The 16749-nt window shown below is 69.8% G+C and carries 17 protein-coding genes; 10 read left to right on the forward strand and 7 right to left on the reverse strand.

From position 1 onward, the window contains the following. Window positions 1–22: 22 nt before the first annotated feature. The 3 genes from BDK92_RS02450 to BDK92_RS02460 form a co-directional block, all read right to left on the reverse strand. Window positions 23–913 (reverse strand): pentapeptide repeat-containing protein, encoded by an 891-nt coding sequence (locus BDK92_RS02450; RefSeq protein WP_211349025.1) that lies wholly within the window; start codon window positions 911–913, stop codon window positions 23–25. A 59-nt stretch (window positions 914–972) separates the two neighbouring features. Next, a complete protein-coding gene (locus BDK92_RS02455; protein WP_121161522.1) occupies window positions 973–1458 on the reverse strand; it encodes a GNAT family N-acetyltransferase in 486 nt (161 codons plus the stop codon). 85 nt (window positions 1459–1543) lie between these two features. After that, the gene (locus tag BDK92_RS02460) at window positions 1544–2881 is read right to left on the reverse strand and encodes a D-alanyl-D-alanine carboxypeptidase family protein (RefSeq protein WP_121154185.1); all 1338 of its coding nucleotides are present in this window, start codon (window positions 2879–2881) and stop codon (window positions 1544–1546) included. Between the two features lie 179 nt (window positions 2882–3060). On the opposite strand from BDK92_RS02460, the gene BDK92_RS02465 reads away from it, so the two are divergent. Next, entirely contained in the window at window positions 3061–3702 is a 642-nt protein-coding gene (locus BDK92_RS02465) for a hypothetical protein (RefSeq protein WP_121154187.1), read from the forward strand. Then, window positions 3699–4394: a hypothetical protein gene (locus tag BDK92_RS02470; RefSeq protein ID WP_147456886.1), complete on the forward strand. Its 696-nt coding sequence runs from the start codon at window positions 3699–3701 to the stop codon at window positions 4392–4394. Before BDK92_RS02465 ends, BDK92_RS02470 begins: the two co-directional genes overlap by 4 nt. A 17-nt stretch (window positions 4395–4411) precedes the next feature. Here the strand turns inward: BDK92_RS02470 and BDK92_RS02475 are convergent, their stop codons facing one another. Together BDK92_RS02475 and BDK92_RS02480 are read right to left on the reverse strand one after the other, a co-directional pair. Then, window positions 4412–4651: a winged helix-turn-helix domain-containing protein gene (locus BDK92_RS02475; RefSeq protein ID WP_121154191.1), complete on the reverse strand. Its 240-nt coding sequence runs from the start codon at window positions 4649–4651 to the stop codon at window positions 4412–4414. Between the two features lie 263 nt (window positions 4652–4914). Further along, complete coding sequence (locus tag BDK92_RS02480) at window positions 4915–5880, reverse strand: DUF559 domain-containing protein (protein ID WP_121161524.1); 966 nt, start codon at window positions 5878–5880, stop codon at window positions 4915–4917. Window positions 5881–6097: 217 nt separating this feature from the next. Here BDK92_RS02480 and BDK92_RS02485 point away from each other — a divergent pair, with 217 nt between their 5' ends. The 4 genes from BDK92_RS02485 to BDK92_RS02500 all read left to right on the forward strand — a co-directional run bounded on the left by BDK92_RS02485 (window position 6098) and on the right by BDK92_RS02500 (window position 9640). Further along, window positions 6098–7267: a hypothetical protein gene (locus BDK92_RS02485; protein ID WP_147456887.1), complete on the forward strand. Its 1170-nt coding sequence runs from the start codon at window positions 6098–6100 to the stop codon at window positions 7265–7267. A gap of 208 nt (window positions 7268–7475) precedes the next feature. Then, the gene (locus BDK92_RS02490; RefSeq protein ID WP_121154195.1) at window positions 7476–7748 is read left to right on the forward strand and encodes a DivIVA domain-containing protein; all 273 of its coding nucleotides are present in this window, start codon (window positions 7476–7478) and stop codon (window positions 7746–7748) included. Beyond that, window positions 7745–7999 carry a hypothetical protein gene (locus BDK92_RS02495; RefSeq protein ID WP_211349027.1) on the forward strand — a complete coding sequence of 85 codons (255 nt, stop codon included), beginning with the start codon at window positions 7745–7747 and terminating at the stop codon, window positions 7997–7999. The genes BDK92_RS02490 and BDK92_RS02495 overlap by 4 nt, the downstream gene beginning before the upstream one ends. A 228-nt stretch (window positions 8000–8227) precedes the next feature. Beyond that, complete coding sequence (locus BDK92_RS02500) at window positions 8228–9640, forward strand: FAD-dependent oxidoreductase (protein ID WP_121154197.1); 1413 nt, start codon at window positions 8228–8230, stop codon at window positions 9638–9640. Between the two features lie 43 nt (window positions 9641–9683). Here BDK92_RS02500 and BDK92_RS02505 read toward each other — a convergent pair whose 3' ends face one another. Further along, entirely contained in the window at window positions 9684–9953 is a 270-nt protein-coding gene (locus tag BDK92_RS02505) for a GlsB/YeaQ/YmgE family stress response membrane protein (protein ID WP_121154199.1), read from the reverse strand. Window positions 9954–10164: 211 nt separating this feature from the next. On the opposite strand from BDK92_RS02505, the gene BDK92_RS02510 reads away from it, so the two are divergent. Further along, window positions 10165–11484 carry a hemolysin family protein gene (locus BDK92_RS02510; protein ID WP_246016749.1) on the forward strand — a complete coding sequence of 440 codons (1320 nt, stop codon included), beginning with the start codon at window positions 10165–10167 and terminating at the stop codon, window positions 11482–11484. Between the two features lie 68 nt (window positions 11485–11552). Here the strand turns inward: BDK92_RS02510 and BDK92_RS02515 are convergent, their stop codons facing one another. Then, complete coding sequence (locus BDK92_RS02515; RefSeq protein WP_121154201.1) at window positions 11553–12650, reverse strand: DNA alkylation repair protein; 1098 nt, start codon at window positions 12648–12650, stop codon at window positions 11553–11555. 290 nt (window positions 12651–12940) lie between these two features. Between BDK92_RS02515 and BDK92_RS02520 the strand changes: the two genes are divergently transcribed. The 3 genes from BDK92_RS02520 (at window position 12941) to BDK92_RS02530 (ending at window position 16746) form a co-directional block, all read left to right on the forward strand. Next, window positions 12941–13813 carry an LLM class F420-dependent oxidoreductase gene (locus BDK92_RS02520; protein ID WP_121154203.1) on the forward strand — a complete coding sequence of 291 codons (873 nt, stop codon included), beginning with the start codon at window positions 12941–12943 and terminating at the stop codon, window positions 13811–13813. A 143-nt stretch (window positions 13814–13956) separates the two neighbouring features. Beyond that, the gene (locus tag BDK92_RS02525) at window positions 13957–15483 is read left to right on the forward strand and encodes an alkaline phosphatase D family protein (protein ID WP_121154205.1); all 1527 of its coding nucleotides are present in this window, start codon (window positions 13957–13959) and stop codon (window positions 15481–15483) included. Window positions 15484–15495: 12 nt separating this feature from the next. Continuing rightward, window positions 15496–16746, forward strand: a complete 1251-nt coding sequence (locus BDK92_RS02530) for a hypothetical protein (RefSeq protein WP_121154207.1) — start codon at window positions 15496–15498, stop codon at window positions 16744–16746. The last annotated feature ends 3 nt before the right edge of the window (window positions 16747–16749 follow it).

Below are 16749 nucleotides of genomic sequence, written 5' to 3' on the forward strand. Positions count from 1 at the left end.
GGGTCCGTTTGCTGAAACGTGATCACCGCTTGCGTGCGCGGGGCTGCCGGCGGATCGGGATCGTCGCCCGTCCCGGTGGCGGCCCCGGCACCATCCAGTGCGTCGGCCGGACGAGCGCCGCCGGCAGTCGCGTGTCCCCGTCGCCGGTTGCCGCGTTGACCCCGAACTGGGTGAGGAAGATGCTGCCGCGCAGGTCGGCGCCGCGCAGGTTGGTCGCCCGGAGGTCGGCGCCGAGAAGGTCGGCCAGCCGGAGATCGGCACCGGAGAGGTCGGCGCCGATCAGGTACGCGCCCCGCAGGTTCGCACCGCGCAGGTCGGCACCACGCAGCCGGGCGCCGATCAGATCTGCTCCCCGGCGGTCGAGCCCTCGGCCACCGGCGCTGCCCCGCACCAGCTCGCTCGTGCGCAGCAACAGCTCGTTCACCTCCCGCCGGTACGCCGCCACGTCGAGTTCGAGCAGGTCCTCGGGGCTGAGGCGGGTGAGGCTCTCGGTCCGTTCGAGTGCGACACCGAGCTCGGGGCGGATCACCCGGGCCGGTTCCAGGTCGAGCGCCTCGGTCAGATACCAGAGCAGTTCGTGCAGCTGCCGCATGACGGTGAAGACGTCGAACATCTGGTTCGCCGTCTCCGGGGCCCGTCGCCAGTCCTCGCCCCGGTAGGTGACCTGGGCCACCTTCTGCCCAGCGCCGAGACAGTCGAAGACGGTGCACCCGGCGAATCCCTGTTGCCGCAGGTCGCGGTGGATGCCACAGCGGAAGTCCTGGTCCAGGTTCGGGCAGGCGTGTCCGGCCAACTTGTCGATCGCGAAGTCCGCCGAGGCGGCGAAGGCCGGCCCGACGCAGCAGAGCCCGAAGCAGTTTTCGCAGTCGGCCCGCAGGTCGGGGCGGACATGCTCGGGGTGTGACGCGGACAAGGCAGCAATCTCCAGGCGGATGCGGTCGGGCCGATGAAGCGTACCCGCGGTGTGACCGGTCAGAACGCGTGGTACATCAGGTGCAGGCCGACCCGACCCAGGGTCGGGTGCGCGAACGCGCCGGGGACGGTGCCGAGCACCTCGAAGCCGTGGTGGCGGTACAACTCGACGGCGGTGGTGTTCGACTCGACGACCGCGTTGAACTGCATTCCGGCGTACCCACGTGCTCTGGCCCAGTCGAGCGCGTAGCGGCAGAGGGCGGTGCCGACCCCCTGTCCCCGTACGTCGGCCGCGACCATGAAACTGGCGGTCGCGACGTGCGATCCCGGTCCGGGCCGGTTCGTTCCCATCTTGGCGGTGCCCAGCACCTGGTTCCCGTCCACCGCCACCACGGTCAGGCCCGGCGCTGCCTCGACCCACATCCCCCGTGACTGCTCCTCGCTCATCCCGGGGTCGTACGGAAACGTCTCCTCCGCTCGGACGACCTCCCGCACGATCGGCCATACCTGAACCCAGTCGACCTCGGCATACTCTCGGATCAGCACGGCCGGACGGTAACGCCACGGCCAGGTACGGACAACCGATTTGTACGCCGGCCCGTCCAGCGGTGACCCGGCGCCGACCGACCGGTCAGCCGTCGAAGATCCCCTGCCGGCGACGTCGACGCCGGCCGACCGGGCGCTGCGGACCACGCTGACGCGACACCAGCAGGGCCACCACCGTCACCACCGCCGCGACGGCGAGAGCCGCACCGAGCCCGACACCGGTCGTCGGTGACACCCCGGACCACCACGGAGTGCTCCGGGCGGTGGCCCTGGTCGTCGACGCGCCACCGCGCCGGGTCGAGGCCGGGGACGGCGACGGGGTTGCCGTCGCCTCACCCGGATCGACAAGTCGACCGACCGAGGTCTCCCGGGGCAGAGCGAACCCCCAGTCGAGCAGCGCCGCACCCTGCTGCCAGCCCCGCAGCGGTCTCGCCTCGGCGCCGAGCAGGGTCACGACCAGCCGTCGACCGTCGCGCTCGGCCGCCCCGACGTACGTGTGTCGGGCCAGATCGGTGAAGCCGGTCTTGCCACCGATCGCGCCCCGGTAGTTGAACAGGAGCTGGTTGTCGTTCTGGATCTGGAAGCCCTTCTTGGGCGGCTGCGCGGGAATCTGAGCACGTTCGGTCTGCTCGTACCGGACGAACGTCTCCTCGGCGAAGCAGGCGCGGGCGATCAGCGCCAGGTCGTACGCGCTGGTGAACTGCCCGGGAGCGTCAAGGCCGGAGGGTGTCACCGCGTGGGTCTGCAGGGCGCCGAGCTCCCGTGCCCGCTCATTCATCGCCTCCAGGGTGCCGGCGACACCGGCGTCCCCACCGGCCAGACGGGCGAGTACGTTCGCCGCGTCGTTGCCCGAGTTCAGCAGCAGCCCGAGCCAGAGGGTCTCGATCGAGTAGCGGCCGTTGAGCAGTAGGCCGACGGCCGAGCTGCCCTGTTCGAAGTCGAGGTCCTTGCGGGTCACGGTGACGACCTGCTTCGGGTCGAGCTTCGGCAGCACCGTGGCGGTCAGCAGGAGCTTCTGCACGCTCGCCGGGGTGCCGTACTCGTGCGGGCCGCAGCCACCGAGAACAGCACCCGTGTCCAGGTCGGCGACCAGCCACGACGTCGCGCTCACCGCCGGCGGCCTGGCCGAGCCGGGCGCGACGACCAGGCCGGACGTGGCGAGTTCCGGACCTCCGACGGCGCGCTTCACCGGGTCGTCGGCGGGCGGTTTCGGACGTGGCGGTGACGTCGGACGCGGCACCGGTGGCGTGGGCACCGGGCAGGGCACCGGCGGTGTGCTCGGTGCCACCGTGGCCGAGCTGGTCGGTGCGACACCGACCGCGCTCACCGGAACGGCCGTCGCGACGGCGGACGCGCTCACCGGAAGGGCCGTAGCGGCGAGTACGACCCCGGTCACCGCGGCGAGCAGACGCCGCCCCCTCATGAGCGCCAACCTCTCATGGCCAAGGAGGGTAACCGGGATCATTCGCCCGCGTGCGCCAGCCCCTGTCCGGCTGACGCCGGCCGCCGTGTCCTCACCCAGTACGTATCTACTGGTTTCGAGACGGTACGGATTCGCGCGCTTCGGTATGGTCGACGTCACGCCAGCGCGAAGGGGAGAGCATGCCGCGCGTCATCGTCCCGGTGGGATTCAGCCTGGGGCCGCAGCACCGGTACGTCCGACCGGCCGACCCTGAACCGGAGTTCTACGAGGTCCATCTCGGCGGTGACATGATCGAACTGGACCTGGACGAGTTCACCGTCTACGGCTCGGCGTTTCTGGATGTGGCGGGGCACGCCAAGTTAAGAGTGACCCGGGACCACCTGGTACGCAGCCTGCTGACCGCACCAACGCCGCAGCCGGACGCCGAGCGCCTGGTGACGAGTCTGGTGGATCGCGGTCTGCTGTTGGAGTTCGACCCCGAGGGTCCGCTACAGGAGTTGTTCAGCCGCTACCGACTCTTCCCCACCGCCGAGGGCATGGGTACGACCGCGGAGGAGCCCGAGTTCCATCGCATGGGCCGCATGGGCACACCACTGGTCGCCGTACACAACACCGCATACGTGATGTGGGCGTTCTCGTTCCTCCACTCCGACCTCTGGAAGGCCTCGACATACCTGGCAGCGGGAGACACAGAGGAACTGGAACTCGATGAGGAACCGGTCGGTCTGACGCCCGAGGGAGTTGCTCGGGAGTTGGCCCTCAACCTGCCCATGATGATCTCCACACAGTGTGCCTTCCTAGACCCCGTCGTTCGGCTATGAACTATCGCCGTCGACACAATCGCCGGGAAGTGGTCGAATCAACCTACCGGCGCACCTGGAAATACGAGTTCTCCAAGGAAGGGCTTGGCAAGTTCCTGGAGAAGCTCAGCGAGTGGGGTGGCGCCGCCGTCGGTCTGGCTGCTGGTGCGGCGGCGGCTCGGCAGGGACTGCCGGTGAATTCAACGATCGCCTCAGGAGCCGGCATGGTCCTCGGCGCAACCGTGGGCGCTGTCGGCAAGTCGGCCGTTGTCGCCGCGTTCGACACGCTCAAGGAGCGTCGGAGCAAGCGGGAGGCGCGGCAAGACACCGACGGGAGCACGCGGGAATCGGGCGAACCCGCACGGGGTGCCGGGCGCGCGTCACGGACCATGCGACGGGCATCTCGTGCAGCGACACACCGACCCCGAGGCGGGTATGCGAGCCGCAGCGGGGTCGTCAGCGCCGGAGCGGTAAAGAGCGAACTCGATCAGGTGCTGGCCGAGATCGACCGAGCTCACCACGAGCTAACCGGAGTGATTGAGCATCTTCAAAACACGGCCGGTTGGATCATGTTGTTGTTGGCCGGTGGCCGTTCCGAAGCGACACACCACGTCAATGCCCGGATGAGCGGCAGCCGGACGGCGATCGATGAGGCCCGCACACTGCTGCGCCTCGCCAAGGACGATGTCCGGAGTTACCTCCGGAGTATCTAGCGCGGAATCACGCCCGATCAGAACTCGCCGAGCCAGGTCGCCGGGTCGGTGATGAAGATTCCCTTGCCCTGGTGACGCCTGATTACCCGCAGCGCCTCCAGCCGTACGTAGACCATCTGAATGGTCGACGTGCCAACGCCATACTGCGCGGCCAGCTGGGCGATTGACGGCAGTTTGTCCTCCGGCTTGAGCTTCTTGGCTTTGACCGCGCCGATGATCTCGTCGGCGATCCGGATGTAGTCGGGCGTGATCGGCATGGCACTCCTCGCGTGGCACAGCCATTCGATCACGAGCCGCCCTTCGGCAACAACCAACGGTTGACTTACACGGCTTAGTCGTTAGAGTTGAGGTGAGTCGCTTCTCGCGTGGCAACGAGACCGGCTCAGGTTTGTGGTCGGGGCAGGTACATCGCCCGTCTCGACCACCTTTCGAAACCGACCTACGGCGGCCCGCACTCCAAGCTCAGCCGGCACGGCACATGGATCGGGAGGATTGGGTGAGGACGGCAATCACATTGAGCTCAGGTGGGTGGGCGGCGGCTGGCCAGGATGACACGTATCTCGCGGCGTACCTCGGCGGTTTCCCGCACCAGCCTGCGGTGCGCGTACCGGACCACCAGGATGCCGAGGGTGGCCAGGGCTGCGTCCCGGCGCAGATCGATCTCACGTTGACGAGGGTCGGCGTGGCTGGCCGCACCATCAAGTTCGAAATTGACCCGTTCCCGCTCGGCGTACACGTCGAGGTAGAAGGTTCGGCGGGCCACCTGGACGCGTACCTGGCGTTGCAAAGGGGGCAGGTCCCGGCCGGTGAACACGTGATCATGTCCCCAGATTTCCAACGCGCTGCGACAACCGGCCGCGAGCAGGTCGATCAGCCGCCGCAACTCGGCACACCCGGCGAGCTTCGGCGCGATGCGCAGCGCGGCGGCAACCCGTCGCGGCGTGGTGAGACGGTCGTTGACCGCCCGGATGAGTGGTGCCGGCCGGTCGACCGGCGGCAGCAACGGCCACGCGTCGACCAGGGACTGCTCGATCCGGGTGACCGGCAGACCCCGGCGCGACAGCACCTGCGGCGAAGCGATGACAAGACCGAGTCGTTGGTGGACCACCAATCCCGTCCGGCTGCGCAGCCCGGTGTGCTCCGGGACGCTCAGGTGCTGCGGTTCGGTGCCCGGTTGTCGACACAACCCCCATACGTCGAGCGCGCTGAGGTGGCTCAACGCGCCGCGCCCGTCCGCGTACGCGATCACCGCCCGGCGACGCAGTTCGGCATCGAGACGGCCGAGCGCGTCGGTGCTGTCACGAGTCACCAGGTCGCCAGTGGCGTCGAGCAGACCCGCGTCGACGTAGACCCCGGGCAGTACTCGGCGGAGCCGTCCAGACCTGGCCGCCGAGTCCAGGATCTGCCGCGACACGACCTGCTGGGCCAACCGCCGCATCACCAGCCCGTCGCCGAGATCGACCAGGGATCGGAGTACCGGGTTCACGCCCACGACCGTGCGGAGCGGCAGAAAGTGGCGCAACCCGCCCCGCCCACCTGTGGAGCCCCGCGCCCCTTGTGGAAAGCCCCCACCGCTCCCCCTCGTGTGCTACGGGGCTCCACGATCGTCAGTTGCTCTGCCGTAGTTACTCCGGCGTGGCGGGAGGCAGAGCAACTGACGATCAAGGCAGATACACGCGGCGGCGAGGGGGGTGGATGGGGTGGTGACGGGGGTGCGTGAGGTGGGTGAGGTGCTGGACGAGTTGCGGGAGGGGTACTTCCTGGTTGCCGCTGCGGTCGATCAGGCGGCGACGGTGACGGCGGGTTCGCGGCATCCGTTGCCGGCACGGGCGGATCGGTGCTGGGTCGAGGCGTTGGCACTGATCGACCAGGCCGAGCGGGCGTTGAGCGCCGGCATAGGTGAGCTGCGGCGGGTGCCGGGAGCAAGCCCGCTCGCCACGGTCGCCGAGCTGGCGGCGGTGTTGACCACTGCTCAGGCCGGCGTCGACACGGTAGCGACGCGGGTGGGGCGGTTACGCGAGCAGGTCGAGCAGGCCCGGTCGCGGCTGTTGGAGATCGAGCCGGTTGACCCGGCGGTGCAGGCGGCGGCCGGGCAGTGGGAGCTGGCGGTCGTACGCCTGGACCGGTTGACGGTTCGGCTGAACCACGGATCGGCGGCGCTGTCCGCGTACGCGACGGGGTTGTTGGGGGTTGATCCGGAGCCAGAGCGGGCGACGCGGCTGGCCGGCCTGCTGCCACGGACCCGACCGCCGGCTGGCGAGATCATGGCCGGCGCGGTGACGGCGGGCCGGCTGGTCTTCGAGGTCTATCCCGATCTGTACGCGGTGCCGGTGCCCGCCGCCCGCGAAGCGTCATGGGCGCACCGGCTCTGGACAGCGGCACTGCGTCGCCATTGGCGAGCGACGAACCGAGCCGCGGAGCAGGGCGCACACGGCGAAGCGACGCCGGCGACCTGTGGGCGGGCGGTGCGGCTGTTGGCCCGTGGCGACCTGGTCGGCTACCAACGCTGCCTGACCCGGCTCGACCGGCAAGGACAGCTTGAGACGTACGCGAGGTTCCTCGCCGCCGCTCTCCTGCTCGCGGTCGGGCGGCGGTTCCGGTCCGGCTGGGATGACGCGTCGGTGACCAGGTTCGTTACCGGGGCGCGGATCCACTACGCGCTGTCCGCCGAGGATGACGCGCTCGGTGTGGTGCTGATCCGAGCCGCGCTCGGAGAGGCGCACGCGCCGATCGCCGGTGCGGCGCAGGTCGTCACCGTCGAGTCGGTGTTGCTGCTCGGACTGCTCGCCGACGAGGACCTGACCCGGGCCGAACTGGATGAGTTCCTCGCCGAGGCTGGTCGCCTCTGTGGGGCGTACCGCGTGGACCCGTGACGGGTCTTGCTGCACCCCGGCCGGCGCATGACGCGGCGGCCGGTCCTGGTCGGGCCCGGGGCGGGTGCTGGGCCGCCGGTCGTCATCACCCCCTCGGTGACGAACGACCCCGCCCGCCTCGGTGCCGCCCGGGTGACCCACGAACACCGCCGAGAAGGGGAGGAACGGTCGTGCCGCACGTCATCTCGAAGTCGGGAAGGGATACCTGGTGATCTACCCGGCGGCCGACGCCCGGCTCCACTCCCACCACGTACGGGCCGAAGCCTTCGGCACCCGCTGGCGCGGGCTCGACCCGGCCGAAGTGCATGCCTACCTGCATCGGGTAGCCGACGAACTGGACAGTCTGCACCGGGACCTGGCCAACGCCCGGGCCGACGCCGAACGCGCCAAGCAGGGGCTGCGTCAGTGGCAGACCCGGCACATCGGCTGTCGCTTCTCCGACCCGCAGTGGCCGTTCCACACCAACCGGGGACCGCGATGACCGACCCACATTGGGTGATCCACCTTCCCACCCTGCTCACCACCCGCGACCGGGCCACCGCCCTGGTGGAGGCGCTCCGCCGCTCCCTCTCCCACCTGCCCCAACTGGACTTCGGGGAGGTCACGGTCTCACCCGAGGACAACCAACGCCGTCGTCACCTCGTCTACTGCAACCGCTCGCTTGATCACGGCAGGCGATGCCGTCTGCCGGATCAACACCGGGCGGAGTGCGAGAGCGATGGAGGTGGCTAGCCGTACGCCTATGGGGTGCCGTTGTCAATCAGGAACCGGTCAGCGTTTCCGCCTCCACAACAGAGCGTCGCGACCGTCAACTCGTGGCCTGGACGTTCAGCCAGTGATAGTCTCCGGCTGATTCCACTGCGCAGTCAGCTCGCGACACTCTGTGACCGAGATGGTGACACTGGCCAACGGAGGCCGGCAACCGTGGTGATCATTTCCTGATCGAAAAAGGAGTGCCCCATGCCGCCCTCTGCGTCACAGCGCTTCGCCGAGCTGGCCACGGCGCAACAGCCCACCGACACCCGGATCATCATGCGCCGGGCGGTGGTCCTCGGTGGGAGCATCGCCGGCCTGCTGGCCGCCCGGGTGCTCAGCGACCACGCCGACGAGGTGCTCGTGATCGAGCGGGACACCACCGACGTCGGGCTTGGGCCACGTCCCGGCGTACCGCAGGGCAGTCAGGTCCACGCGCTGCTGGCGGCGGGGCAGGCGCAACTCGAACGGTGGTTCCCCGGCTTCACCCAGCAGGCTTTCGACGCGGGTGCGCCACGGCCGACCAGCGGCACCGGCCGGGTCTTCATCAACGGCGTACGGCGTACCGCGCCGATGTCCCGGCCGCAGGTGCCGGGCCTCATCACCACCCGCCCCTTCCTCGAGGCACTGGTGCGCCGCCGGACCCTGGCGATCGGAAACGTCACGCTCGTGCCCGGCCGCGCGGACGGTGTGATCCTCGACCGCGACCGGGTGTCCGGCGTCCGGTACCTCCCCGACGGTGCCGACGAACCCGTCACCGTCGCCAGCGACCTGGTGGTCGACGCGATGGGGCGCTCAAGCCGGCTCGGTGACTGGCTCGAGGAGAACGGATGGCCCCGGCCACCGATGCGTCGGATACCGATCAAACTGAACTACGCCACCGCACTGTTCAAGCGGGACGAACAGGTCAGCGACGCCTGGATGGCGATCGCGCAGACCACACCCGGCGACGGACGGATCCCCCGCATCGGAGGGATCAACTCGGTCGAGGGCGACCGCTGGCTGATGCTGGTCGCCGGGTACGACGACGACCGTCCCCGCCGCGACGCGGACGACTTCATCGCCCGATGCCGCGACCACTTCCCCGCCGAGTTCCGGGAGATCGCCGAGAACGGCCAGATGATCGGCGAAGTGGCCACCTACCACCAGGCGGACAGCCGACGCCGCGACTTCCACGAGCTGGACCGGCTTCCGGCCGGGCTGGTCGCGGCCGGAGACGCGGTCGCCTCGTTCAACCCGATCTACGGGCAGGGCATGACGTCGGCCGCGTTGCACGCCTCCTGCCTCTCGGCGTACCTGCGCTCCGGCCCGGCACCGCACACCGAGCCCGCGCGGGCCTACTTCGCACAGGTACGGGTGATCGTCGACGCGGCCTGGCAGGTCTCCACCTTCGCCGACCTCGCACTACCGCATGTCCTCGGCCCGTACCCGCCCGGATACCGGCTGATCAAGTGGTTCAGCGAACTGCTTCTCGAGGGCTCGATGACCGACGAGGTGATCGACGAACGGCTGGCCAGGGTGACCACGATGGCCGAGCATCCGTACGCGCTAGCCCGACCGGGCACCGTGTGGCGGGCCCTCCGGTTCCGCCTCCGCCGCTCCCGTCGCTCCCGGCGTTAGCGCGAGCGCTGCGGACGGCACCGAGGGCGTACGGCCGAAATGGTCACGGCGTACGGCGGCCGTACGCACCGGCGGCGATCGAGACCCCGACGGCGGCGAGACCAACCTGGAGGGCGAGTTCGATCCAGTCGACACCTCGGGTGTCGGCGACGTCCAGGGCACCGGCGACGATGGTGCCGAGCAGGGCGGCGAGGATGCCGATGACCAGGGTGAGCCAGATCGGAATGCTCTGCTTGCCCGGTACGACGAGACGTCCGAGAGCACCGATGACGAGGCCGATGATGATTGCGGTGAAGATGCCGCCGATCTCCATGTCGGTCCCTTCCCTTCTTGTCTGCCGGGTGGTTCCGCCCACCCGGTGGGCCGTCTGCTCCCAGTGTGGCCCCGCGACGGAAGGGCGAGCAGAAGTCCGTCGACGCACCATCTGGGCGTGGGGCCGGAAACGATCAGCGGTCGGTCGGACACATCGATCGCGCCGGGTAGGTTGGTGGCTCCGACCGGTCAGTGAGGGAAGGCGTCGCGGCGTGGGTGGATACGGGCTCCAGGTAGCGCTGGTAGCGGTACTGGTGCTGGTCAACGCGGTTTTCTCGGGCAGCGAGATGGCGTTGGTGTCACTGCGGGAGAGCCAACTGCAACGGCTGGAGCGCGGGTCACGTACCGGGCGGGTGCTGGCCCGGCTGGCGCGGGAGCCGAACCGGTTCCTGGCCACCATCCAGATCGGCATCACGCTGGCCGGTTTCCTCGCCTCGGCCGCCGCGGCCGTGTCTCTCTCCGCGCCCCTGGTCGAACCACTGGGCTGGCTCGGCTCGGCGGCCGAACCGGTGTCGATCGTGCTGGTGACCATCCTGCTGACCTTCGTCACCCTGGTCTTCGGCGAGCTGGCCCCGAAGCGGATCGCGATGCAGCGCACCGAGGGCTGGGCGTTGCTGGTGGCCCGCCCGCTGGACATGCTCTCCACCTTCTCCCGGCCGGCGGTGTGGTTGCTCAGCCGGGCCACGAACACGGTCGTACGGCTGACCGGCGCCGACCCGGACGGGGGCAGGGAGGAGGTCACCGCCGAGGAACTACGGGACATGGTCGCCGCCCAGCCGAGCCTGACCGCCGAACACCGGACGATCATCAGTGGCGCGTTCGAGGTGGCCGACCGGATCCTGCGGGAGATCCTGGTGCCCCGGGGCGAGGTCGTGGCGCTCCGGACCGACCTGTCCACCGCCGACGCGCTGCACCAGCTCGCCGCCTCCGGGCACTCCCGGGCCCCCGTGGTCACCCGCGCCGGTCTGGACAACGTCGTCGGGGTGGTGCACCTGCGCGACCTGCTCGACGGCAGCGGGGTGGTCGGTGACCACGTCTCCGAGCCGATGTTCATGCCGGAGACCCTCGGCGTCACCGACGCGATCCGGCAGATGCGCCAGCAACGACAGCAGTTCGCGCTGGTCGTGGACGAGCGCGGTTCGATCGACGGGATCGTGACCATGGAGGACCTGATCGAGGAGATCGTCGGCGAGATCTACGACGAGACCGACCGGGACGTCCAGGCCGTCGTACGCGAACCCGGCGGGACGATGCTGCTCTCCGGCACCTTCCCCATCCACGACCTGCCCGACATCGGACTCGATCTCGACGAGGCCGACGACGGCGACTACACCACGATCGCCGGGCTCCTGCTCGCCCGCCTCGGCCACATCCCGACAGCTCCCGGCGAGACGGTCGAGGTGCCCGCGTTCAGTGCGCAGGTGGTCGAGATCACCGGTCATGCGATCACCAAGGTCCGGCTGCGTCCCCGGGCCGCCGACCCGTCCGAGGTCGACGACGAGGTCCCGGCGGACGCTCCGGCGAAGCGGTAGCCGTTCCGGCCAGCAGGCCGGGTGTCGACCTGCCCCGGGCGGGGCGACCGGCGGGTCGGGCGACCCGGTCAGCCGAGGTCGAAGCTGGCGATTCCGGAGCGGACGCCGTTGACCTGGACTTCGATCGCGTGTTCGCCGGGGTAGTAGCGGCGGGTGCTGATCGGTTTGAAGGAGTGCCGTCGGGTGATCGTGAGTTGTTGCCCCGGAGCCAGGACCCGGGTGGTCAACTTGAAGACCTTCGGCACCAACGCGCCGTTCGCCTTCCGGTGGTGCACGACGTAGTCGATCACCAGGTTGGCGTCCTGTGTGCCCTTGTTGGCGACGACGAGTTCGAAGGCGAGTTCGCCGCCGAGCCCGACCGAGGTCTCGGCCAGGTGCGGTCCGCTCACCGCCACGTCGGCGACCGGTGGGAACCCGAGCAGGGACATGGCGCCGGGGTCGGCGGCCTTGACCAGGGTACGCATCGCGTGCCGGACCAGGCGTGGCGTGCTCGGCTCCGGCTGCGCCAACCAACGGGCGGCGGTGGCGACGGCGAGTTCCGGGGCGAGCCGGCTGACGTCGTTGAGGTGGTTCGCCACCGAGCGTCGCACGTACTCCACCTCGTCGCGGTAGAGCGCGTCGAGGATCGGCACGGTCGCGGCGGGGCGCAGCTTCAGCGCCGGGACCTGCTTGGCCCACGGCAGCCGGGGACGGGTGCCCTCGCTGGCGAGTCGCCGTACGTGCTCATCCGGGTGCCCGGTCCAGTCGACCACCGTCGCCAGGGTGCGGTCGAGATCGGCGTTGAGGAACGTACGTAGGGCGAACTCACTGGTCAGACGGCTGGTCAGAGCGGCGAGCAGGCCGAGCCCGGCCTCGAAGTCACCGTCGCGGGGAGAGCCGAGCGCGCGTACCGCGACGGCCTCGGTCACCGGCCAGACCATCCAGCCGGTGAAGGCGGGGTCGGCCAGGGCGGCGTCGACGATCGCGGCGGAGGACGCGTACGAGTCGGGCAGATCGAGCAGAAGAGCATCACGGATGGCCTGCGACCGCTCACTCAAGGTGAGGTTGCCGAGGCGGGTGGCGGTGGCGGCAACCGTCTCCCAGCGTCGACCGGACTCGGCGGCGGTGAGGACCCGGACGAGTCCGGCAAGCGTCGCCCTACTGATCAGCTCTTCGGCGGTGGGCATGTCCGTCCTTACCGTGGTGCCGGCTACGGCCCGGGCAGGGCCGGCGCGAGCATCGCATGAGGCTGGGACATCTTCGGCCGCCGCGCGGCGTCACCATCGAATGGCATCGCGCCCGGCGCCCGGGTGATGGGTGCGAGTGCCGAGAACGACGACACGCCGGGCCGGTGGATGGAATCCCCGCCGGTCGCCGGTGGTCCGGTGTTTGATGGGAACGAATCAGCCGGATTGAGCACCGTTCGCCTCGCGCTGCCGGGTGCTTCTGGCGACCATGAGCAGAAGGAGCCTGACGCATGCAGCTCGGAGTACAGATTCCCACCTTCACCTGGCCCGGCGGGTCGGCCGCACTCGCCGGCGACCTGGCGAACGTCGCCCGCACCGCCGACCAGGCGGGCTTCGGATACATCGCGGTGATGGACCACTTCTTCCAGATCCCCACCGTCGGTGCTCCCGAGGAGGACATGCTGGAGGCGTACACGACGCTCGCATTCCTCGCCGGCCACACCGAACGCGCCACGCTGCTGACCCTGATCAGCGGCGTGCACCACCGACCGGCTGGACTGCTCGCGAAGATCCTGACCACCCTGGACGTGCTCTCCGGTGGCCGGGCGATGGTCGGGATAGGCGCCGGCTGGAACGAGGAGGAGTCGCGTGGGCTCGGATTCCCGTTCCCCCCGCTCGCCGAACGTTTCGAGCTGCTGGAGGAGACACTCCGGTACCTGCTACAGATGTGGTCGGATGACGATGGCCCGTTCGCCGGCAAACACATCCACGCCGCACGTCTCCTGAACGCCCCGCAGCCGTTGACGAGACCACACCCGCCAATCATGATCGGCGGCGGCGGGGAGAAGAAGACCCTTCGGCTCGTCGCACAGTACGGTCAGGCGTGCAACCTGTTCAACACGCCCGAACTGCCGCACAAGCTCGACGTTCTCCGCCGGCACTGCGACAAGGTGGGCCGCGACTACAACGAGATCACGAAGACGGTCTACCAGCTCATGGACGTCGGCGACAACGGCGAGAAGACCAATGAGCTGATCGACGAACTCGGCCGGCTGCACGGCCTGGGATTTGCCATGGCGATCGGCGCGGTGCCGCAACTGCCACGGGCGGACGCACTCGAGCGGCTCGGCACCGACGTGGTCCCGGTCGCCGCCGCGTTCTGATCGGACGGTGGCGTCCGCCGCCTCGGTCAGTGGCACAACCTGATCTCGTACATCTACTGTCCCTGATGTAACCACCCCTGCGTCACCGGGGTTTCGCCGCCTCGGCCCTGGGCGTTCACGGATGCCCTCCAGGGTTAGCGACCATGAAGAGGCTCAGTCGCCGCACCATCGTCCTCGGTGGACTCGCCACCGCCGGCTCGGTGGTGGCGCCCTGGCACACCGCCCAGGCCGCCGTACCGTTCCCGTTCAAGCTCGGAGTCGCCTCCGGTGAGCCGGCGCCCGACAGCGTCGTGCTCTGGACCCGCCTGGCCCCGTCGCCGCTCAACGCGGACGGGCAGGGCGGCATGGCCAACGCCGACGTGACCGTCGAGTGGCAGGTGTCGACCAACGAGCGGTTCAGCTCGCTGGTCTCCGCCGGCTCGGTCGCCGCCCGCTACGCCGACGCCCACTCGGTGCACGTGGTGGCAGGCGGGCTCGCTCCCGACTCCGACTACTACTACCGGTTCCGCGCCCAGGGACACATCTCCCCGGTCGGGCGGACCCGTACCGCACCGGCGGTCGGCACCTTCGGCCGCGACCTGGTGATGGCCTTCGCCTCGTGCGCGCACTACGAGTCGGGCTACTACACCGCCTACCGCCGGATCGCCGAGGACAACCCGGGGCTCGTCCTGCACCTGGGCGACTACATCTACGAGGACGCGGCGAGCGCCGGCTCGGTACGGGAACACCTGGGCAGCGAGATCGTGTCGCTCGCCGACTACCGCCGCCGCTACGCCCAGTACAAGTCCGACCCGGACCTGCAGGCGGCGCACGCGGCAGCGCCCTGGCTGGTGGTGCCGGACGACCACGAGGTGGAGAACAACTACGCGAACATGGTCCGGGCCGACAGCAGCCCGGCGCTGACCGCCGCAGAGTGGACCGCTCGTCGTACCGCCGCCTACCGCGCCTACTACGAGAACATGCCGTTGCGGCCGAGTTCGGCCCCGAGCGGCAACGCCATCTCGCTCTTCCGGCGGGTCCGGTGGGGTCAGCTCGCCACCTTCCACATGCTCGACACCCGCCAGTTCCGGGACGACCAGGCCAGTGGCGACGGGTGGAAGGTCTCCACCGACGCCGACCTCGCCTCCCGCAGCCTCACCGGCGCAGCCCAGGAGACCTGGCTGCTCGACGGGCTGGCGCAGCACTACGGCACCTGGGACATCCTCGGCCAGCAGGTCTTCTTCGCCCGGCAACTGAACTCGGCCGGTGCGGCCAACATGGACGCCTGGGACGGTTACCGGGCCTCCCGCTCCCGGATCCAGCAGGGCTGGTTGAACCGGGGCGTGCGCAACCCGCTGGTGCTCACCGGCGACGTGCACCAGGCGTGGGCGAACGACCTCAAGGCGGACTACGCCAACCCGGCCTCGGCCACCATCGGCACCGAACTGGTCTGCACCTCGATCTCCTCGGGTGGCAACGGGACCGCGAGCACGACGATCCCGAACGTGTCGAACAACCCGCACCTGAAGTTCTTCTCGGACCGGCGGGGCTACGTCCGTACGACCATCAGTCCCACCCAGGTCCGGGCCGACTTCCGCGCGGTGGCCTCGGTCACCGAGCACGCTGCCCCGGTCTCCACGGTCGGCTCGTTCGTCATCGTCGACGGCCAGCCCGGCCTGCGGCCCGCGTAGGAAGAGAAACACATGTCAGCCATCACCTCCATGATCGTCGCGGCGCTGCTCGCGGCACCCGTACCGACCGACATCGCCGCCGAGCCGGTGACCTGGTCCACGGCGAACAGCGTCGCCACCGGCGACCAGGACACACCGGCCATCGCGGCGAACCGCAACGGGCGGGTCGCGGTGGTGTGGGAGGACGACCGGGACGACACCGTGCCGGGCGACAACCTGCACTCAGAGATCTACCTGCGGATGTTCAACAACGGCGCCGCCGTCTACGAGACCAAGATCTCGGCCGGCGGGACCAGTGGCGCCGCCTGGAAGCACATCAGCCCCGACGTGGGGCTGGACGACAAGGGCAACGCGGTCGTGGTCTGGTCCGACGACCCGGACGGCAACGGTGTCTACAACGTGCCGTACCGGGTGGTGTCGCCGACCGGGGCGGTGCTCGCCTCCGGGCGGGCCAACGTGGACGCCGCCGGTCAGCAGCTGGCGCCGAAGGTGGCCGTCGACCCGGACGGGGTGCCGAACAACGCCGCCGGGGTGGCCTTCACCGTGGTCTGGGAGGACGTCCAGGGCACCGCGCCGGCGACGGTGAAGGCCGCCGGCTACACGAACCTGACCACCAAGGCGTACGAGGTGACGGCGAGCCAGACCACCGGCCAGCACCACTGGCCGGATGTGGCGGTGTCGGCCTCCGGGGAGGCGACGGTCGTCTGGGACGAGGACGGCGACGCCAACGGTTCCTACAACATCGGTCTGGTCCGGCTGGCCAGGGCGAACGGCGCGGCGACGCTCTCCCGGCGGACCGCCAACGCCACCAGCGCCGGTCAGCAGGTCCGGCCGGCCGTGGCGGCGAACTTCGCCGGTGACTTCGGCGTCGTCTGGGAGTCCGACCACACCGGCACCCGTGGGGTGTGGACCCGCTCGTTCACCGCCGCCGGGGTGGCCCGGCACAACGAGGTGGAGACCTCGACCGGTGCCGGTGCCGTCGCGCCCGGCATCGGCATCGACGACCAGGCCAACGTGGTGGTCGCCTGGACGGTGCAGGCGGCCGACGCGGACGTCCGGGTCCGCGGCCTCAACCCGGACGGTACGGGCACCGGACGGCTCGCCGCCCAGGTGTTCAGCCAGTCGACCACCGGCCGTCAGGAGCAGATCGCGATCGCCAGTTCGGCCTGGGGCGAGGTGGCCGTCTGCTACACCGACGACAACGACGGCAACCAGTTCGACCAGGTGCTGCTCGGTGTCGGGGCGACGAACTCCACCTGGTGACCA

The organism is Micromonospora pisi, assembly GCF_003633685.1.
In the GTDB taxonomy this organism is placed as follows: domain Bacteria; phylum Actinomycetota; class Actinomycetes; order Mycobacteriales; family Micromonosporaceae; genus Micromonospora_G; species Micromonospora_G pisi.